At 72.9% G+C, this 5,068-nt stretch carries 2 protein-coding genes; both read left to right on the forward strand.

The features are described from left to right. A partial coding sequence (locus EQG76_RS07825) for an exonuclease SbcCD subunit D C-terminal domain-containing protein (protein WP_159712169.1) occupies positions 1 to 932 on the forward strand: 932 nt, incomplete at its 5' end. After that, a complete protein-coding gene (locus EQG76_RS32955; RefSeq protein WP_159712171.1) occupies positions 929 to 4,654 on the forward strand; it encodes an AAA family ATPase in 3,726 nt (1,241 codons plus the stop codon). The genes EQG76_RS07825 and EQG76_RS32955, both read left to right, overlap by 4 nt. The last annotated feature ends 414 nt before the right edge of the window (positions 4,655 to 5,068 follow it).

Genomic DNA, 5,068 nt, shown 5'->3' on the forward strand with positions numbered 1-5,068 from the left:
ACCGCTCCCGGATCACCATCATCGGCGCCGTGCCGCGCAAGGACGGCAGGCCCGACCCGGCCGGCCTGTCGGTCCCGCTGCGCCGTCGTGATGGCACGCAAGCCGCGTGGTGCGTGGCCATGCCCTATCTGCGCCCGGGCGACCTGCCGGAGCCAGAAGATGGCGAAAGCGGCATCGCCCGGCTGCACCGCCTGGCGATCGCCCATGCCGATGCGGCGCGCGGCGGCCTGCCGCTGGTCGTCACCGGGCATCTGCACGTCACCGGCGGCGAGATCTCCGAGCTCAGCGAGCGCCGGGTGGTGATCGGCGGCGAGGAGACCGTACCGGTCTCGATCTATCCGCCGCACGCGGCCTATGTGGCACTCGGCCATCTCCACCGGCCGCAGCGCCTCAAAGGCCCCACCGAGATCCGCTATGCCGGCTCGCCCTTTCCCCTGTCGGTCACCGAGCGCCACTACCGGCACGGCATCCTGCTGGTGGAACTGGATGCGGAGGGCCGCTCCCGAGTCGAGCCGGTCCAAGCCCCGCGCCTCGTCCCGTTCCTGCGGATACCTGCCCAGGGTGCCGCACCCTTGGAGGCGATCGAAGCCGAGCTCCAGGCCCTGGCCCTGGATGATCCGGGCCGCGAGCGCCGGCCGTTCCTGGAGGTGGTGGTCCGCCTGGACGGGCCGCAGCCCGACCTGCGCCGCCGGATCGACCAGGCGCTCCAGGGCAAACCGGTGCGCCTGGTCCGGATCGGCCGGGAAGCCCCGGCGACCGCGGTGGGCCAGCAGGTGGCGGCGGCGCGCGAACTGGCCGAACTCGCCGAGACCGACGTGTTCGCCGAGCTGCATCGCGCCGAGCATGGCGGCCAGGACCCGGCCCCCGACCTGCTCCAGGCGTTCAAGGAACTGCTGGCGCAAGTGCAGCAGGCGGAAGGAGCATCCCGATGAGGATCCGCGCCATCCGCGGCCAGAACCTGACCAGCCTGGTCGGCCCCTTCGAGCTGGACTTCGAGGCCGAGCCCCTGCGCAGTGCCGGCATCTTCGCGATCTCCGGGCCGACCGGGGCCGGCAAGTCGACCCTCCTGGACGCAATGTGCCTGGCCCTGTTCGATCGCCTGCCGCGCTTCGACCATGCCGACCGGGAGAAGATTGGCGAGCGCGAGGGCGAGCAGGTCCAGTACAACGATGTCCGCCACGTGCTGCGCCACGGTGCGGCCGAGGCCTTCGCCGAGGTGGATTTCGCCGGCCAGGACGGCCGCGACTATCGCTCCCGCTGGCAGCTCCGCCGGGCGCGCGGCCGCTCGGACGGACGGCTGCAGGCGCAGAGCATCACGCTCACCGACCTCGCGACCGGCCAGGTGATCGGCGACAAGAAGATCGAGACGCTGGCCGAGATCGAGCGCCGGGTGGGCCTGAGCTTCGACCAGTTCCGCCGCGCGGTCCTGCTGGCCCAGGGCGATTTCGACACCTTTATCCGCGCCAACGCCAAGGAGCGTGCCGAGCTCCTGGAGCGGATCACCGGCACCTTCATCTATGCCGAGCTGTCCAGGGCGGCGTTCCAGCGCAAGAAGCAGGAGGAGCAGGCGTTGGCCCTGCTGGATGAGCGGATCGCCGGTGCCGTGCCGCTGCCGCCCGAGGAGCGTCAGGCGGCCGAGGCGGCCGAGGCGGCGGCTAAGGCAGTGCTGGATGAGCTTGACCAGACGCGGGCCGGGCTGGAGCGGGAGCGGGCCTGGCACGAGCAGGATGCCAAGCTGGCAGCGCATCTGGCCGAGGCGGAAGCAGCGGCCGCCCAGGCTCAGGCCGCCCATGCTGCCGATGATGGCGCACGGGCGGCCCTGGCTCTCCACGAACGGGCGCTGACGGTACGGCCGCAGTTTGACGAGCGGGCGCGGTGCGCCCGCGAGCTGGCCGAACTGGCGGCACGGGAGCAGCCAGCCGCCAAGGCATGCTACGCCGCGACGGCCGAAGCGGAAGCAGCCGGGGCGGCCAGCAGGGACGCCGCTGAGCTGCTGGCCGACGTGCAGCGTGAAGCCGACCGGCTGGCACCGCTGCTGGCCGAGGCGCGCGCCATGGACGTGCGGCTGGAACGGGCGGAAGCGGCGGTCGCTGCCGCGGAGACCGAACAGGCCCGCCGCCTGGCCGAGCGGACCGAGGCCGAAGCGGCGCTCCAGCGCCTGAACGCCGCCCATGCCGAGGCGACCGCCGCGCTGGCGGAGCATCGCGCCTGGCTGGACGCGCATCCCGGCCTCCACCTGCTGGCCGGCCGGATCGGTCCGGTCCTGCAGGATCTGGCAGCCGCCACGGAACATGACCGGCGGCTGGCCGAGCTTGCGGAACGCAAGGCCGAACTGGCTAGGCAGCGCCAGGTCCTGGCCGAGGCGAGTGCGGGGCGGATGGCGGAACTCGCCGAACTGCGCCGTGCGGTCCAGGCCGACACTGCCGCAATCGCAGGCCTTCAGGCCGAGATCTCCGCCATCGACCGGCCGGCGGTACAGGAACGGCTGGATCGCTGCCGCCAGCTCCGCTCGGCACTGGAGGCCCTTGAGCAGGCCGATGGCGAGGCTAAGCGGATCGCGGCGACTCTGGCCGAGCTGGGCGACGAACTGGCCAAGCTCGAAGCGAGCGCCACCCATGCGGCCGGCGAGCAGTCCCTGGCCGAGGCGGCACTGCCGGCGGCGCGCGCCCGGCTGGACGAGGCGCGGCGCGGCCTGGACCTGTCCGAGGCCGCTGCCGGCGATGCGGCCAGGCATCTGCGCCTGCAGCTCCAGCCCGGTCAGCCTTGCCCGGTCTGCGGCGCCACCGAACATGCCGCGGCCCCGGCCGACCAGGTGCTGGCCGAGCGCGTGCTCGCGGACCGCCAGCGGGTCGCGGAGCTGGAGGAAGCCTCCCAGGCACTGCAGCGCCGTTCGGTGGAAGCGGCGACCCTGATGCGCGCCTGCGCTGACCAGCGCCCGCAGCTCGAGCGCCAGCAGGCAGCGGCCCGGGCCGAACAGGCCCGCTGGCAGGAACGCCGCGACGCCGCCCTGGCCGACCTCACGCGGCATGGCGAAGGCCTGCTTCCAGAGCACCCGGGCCAGGATCCGGCGCGCCATCTGGACCAGGTCGAGCAGCTGACTCGCGAGGCCTCGGCGCAGCTGGCGCACCTCGCCGAACTCGAGGCCCGCCTCGGCCGGGCGCAATCGGCCCTGGCGGAGCGACGCGACCGGCTGGACGGCCTCGCCGCTGCCGGCGACCAAGCGGCGGAGCAGGAGCGGGACCTGGCACTGGAGGCAGAGCGCTCAGCCGAACGCCTGCGCGCGACCGAGGCGGAGCGCGCCGCCGTGCTGGCACGCCTGGCCGAGCTGCTGGATGGTCCCTGCGTCGCATGGCGCGACCAGTACGGCCAGGATGCGCAGGCGCTGGCGGGGCAGTGCCGCGAGCTGGCGGCTGCCTGGACAGCCCGGACCGAGGCGCTCGAAGCGTGCCGCGCCAAGATCGGCGAGTTCGGGGAGCAGCAGGGTGCCGCCCGCACCACGCTCGCGCATCGGCAGCGCGAACTGCAGGAAGCGGAGAGCGTGGCCGCACGCTGCCAGCAGGAATGGCAGGCCCTGCGTGACGCGCGCGCGCGGCTGCTCGACGGGGCCGCGGACGCGGCCGAGCAGGCCATGCAGGCGCGTCTGGCGAGGGCCCAGGCCGCCCACGCCCAGGCCGGTACTGCCCTGGTCGTGGCGGAGCGGACGCTGGCGGTGGCGAAGGAGAATGTCGCGGCCGCAGGGCGTGCCCACGCGGCCGGGAAGGTCGCAGCGGCGGAAGCGGAACGGCGGCTGGCGGACGCCCTTGCCGAACTCGGGCTGGAGCTGGCGGATGCCGAGGCGGCCTTCGCCCGCCCGGAGGGTTGGGCGGAAGCCGAGCGGGCGCGACTCCAGGGCTTGGCCAATGCCCTGGAGGAGCAGCGGGTCACCTGCCGGGAGCGGCAGCGTATCCTGGAGGAGCATCGCGCGTCAGGAATCCCGGCCCGGGCGGTCGAAACCATCCAGGAAGCCCTGGCCGAGCTGGCCGGACGGCGCGAGGCGGCCGAGGCCATCCACCGCGAGCGGCTCGCCGTGCTGATCAATGACGACCGGATCGGCAAGGGCCAGCTCCAGCTCATCGCCGAGCGGGAAGCGCGCCGTCGCCAGGCCGATGTCTGGTTGCGCTTGGCCAGCCTGATCGGCTCGGCGGACGGCGCCAAGTTCCGCCGCTTCGCCCAGAACCTGACTCTGGTGCAGCTCCTGCATCTGGCCAACCTCCATCTGGCCGAGCTGCACCCGCGCTACGAGCTGCAGCGCGCCCCTGGCGGCGACCTGGTCCTGCAGGTGGTCGACCGGTTCATGGCCGACGAGGTGCGCGGCGTGCACAGCCTGTCCGGCGGCGAGCGCTTCCTGGTGAGCCTGGCCCTGGCGCTGGGCCTGGCCAGCCTGTCGTCCGGCCAGGGCATCCGCGTCGAGAGCCTGTTCATCGATGAGGGGTTCGGCGCGCTCGACGCGCAGAGCCTGGGCATGGCGCTCTCGGTGCTGGAGCGGCTGCAGGCCACCGGCCGCCGGGTCGGCGTGATCAGCCATGTCGAGGAGATGAAGGAGCGGATCGCGGTACGGGTCGAGGTGACGCCACAAGGCAGCGGCCGCAGCACGCTGACGGTCACCTCGTCCTGATCCGGCAAGCGGTTGGGAACACTTGCCTGGATCTGCTATGCTGGCCATCCATTCCGTGCCGGATGGCCAGATGTCGCTGCCCCCGCAAATCCCGAATCTGCACGAACGAACCCGAGCAGCATCCCCGATCGGCCAGGCGAACTCGGACCCCGTGTGCGACCCTTCCGTCATTCCCCGGCTCGTTGGGGGGATCAACACGTGGCCGCCTGCACCGGCAGATCGCTCGCCTGCGCGGGGGATGACAGAGCGAGGGCAGGCACTTCTTTGCTCTAGGCACACGACTTCACGAACGAACCCGAGGCTCCTCCACCGGCCGGCTCGTCCCGCTACATTTTGCACGAACGAACCCGAGGCCGGCCGCTCAGGCGGCCGCGGCCATCCCGTCGGGGGCCACTAGTTGCAGGCTGCGCCGGC

It is taken from the genome of Geminicoccus flavidas, assembly GCF_009806515.1.
In the GTDB taxonomy this organism is placed as follows: Bacteria; Pseudomonadota; Alphaproteobacteria; order Geminicoccales; family Geminicoccaceae; genus Geminicoccus; species Geminicoccus flavidus.